A 1,318-nucleotide genomic window follows, 5' to 3' on the forward strand; every position below is an offset into this window, starting at 1 on the left:
GCTGCCCTCTCCGCTCGGCGCGGTGATCCTGACGGTCGTGTTCGCTCAGGTGGCCCGAGCCCGCCGGCTCCCGGTGGTGACGCGCCAGTTCTTCGGCACGTTGTGCGCGGCTACCGCGCTGGTCGGGGCGGCGACTGTGGTGCAGGCCGTGGACGCGCTGACTCGTCCCGAGGTGCCTGGCCCGCATGTGACTCCGGCAATGCTGAGCATCGATGCCGTTGCCATCACAGTGATCATGGTGGCCCTGTACCGCATACCGCTGGGTCGCCGGGATGGCGCGGAGCGCCTGCGGGTCGGGCTCGATGCGGGCACGGTGATGCTGGCGACCGCCGTATTCATCTGGCACTTCCAGACCCGGCACGCGCTGAACGCCGATGACGGATCGACACTGATCGCTTCCGCGTTGCTGATCGTGCTTGCCCAGCTCGCGGTGTTCGCGGTCGTGAAGGTCGTGTTGTCGGGTCGTGCGTTCATCGACAAGGGCGCCTTGCGGCTGCTGGCGTTGGCCATGCTGATCGGCAGCCTGAGTTCGCCGCTGGCCGCCACGGTGGAACGGCACACCTTGCTGTTCGTCAACCAGCTCACCATTCCGGCTGTCTTCTTCGTCGCCGCGTGTGGTGCCTACCGCCAGATGGACGCTCTGACCCGCGCCGACACGGCGGTCACAGCGCGGCGACGCCCGTTCAGTGTGCTGCCGTACGCAGCGGTGGCCGCGGTCGATGCCCTGCTCATGGTCATCGTCTGGACCGGCGATGATGCGCGGGTCGTCGCCGGTACTGCGGTGCTGTTGACGGCGCTGGTGGTGTTGCGGCAGATTACCGCCTTCCAGGACAACCAGCGGCTGCTCGACCGGCTCGACCACAACGCAACCCACGATCCGCTGACCGGCCTGCCGAACCGGTCACTGTTCAACGAGCGGCTGCGGCGGGCCGTGACAGATCTTCAGGACCCGGTGGCGGTGGTTCTGGCCGACCTCGACGACTTCAAGACCGTCAACGACACGCTGGGGCATGCCGCGGGAGATGCGCTGCTGGTCACCGTCGCCCAGCGGCTGCGGGATGCCGTACCGGTCCATGGCACGGTGGCGCGGCTGGGCGGCGACGAGTTCTCCCTGTTGTTGCCCGGGCACGACGCGGCGGCCACCGACCGAGTGATCCGGCGCATCATCGACGCCCTGTACCAGCCCGTCGATGTCGAAGGACGTACCTTGCGGGTGCGGGCCAGCTTCGGCGTCGCCGGCGCCGCACCTGGCGATGACGCTGCGGAACTGCTGCGCCGCGCCGATGTCGCCATGTATGAGGCGAAGGCCCGCGGCGAC

Annotated in this window: 1 protein-coding gene; it reads left to right on the plus strand. The window is 68.6% G+C overall.

What is annotated here, in order from left to right:
• Nucleotides 1-22: 22 nt before the first annotated feature.
• Nucleotides 23-1,318 (plus strand): GGDEF domain-containing protein (locus tag AB0M20_RS44015; RefSeq protein WP_364307493.1); only part of this gene is annotated, 1,296 nt, incomplete at its 3' end.

The organism is Actinoplanes sp. NPDC051633 (assembly GCF_040681735.1).
Classification (GTDB): domain Bacteria; phylum Actinomycetota; class Actinomycetes; order Mycobacteriales; family Micromonosporaceae; genus Actinoplanes.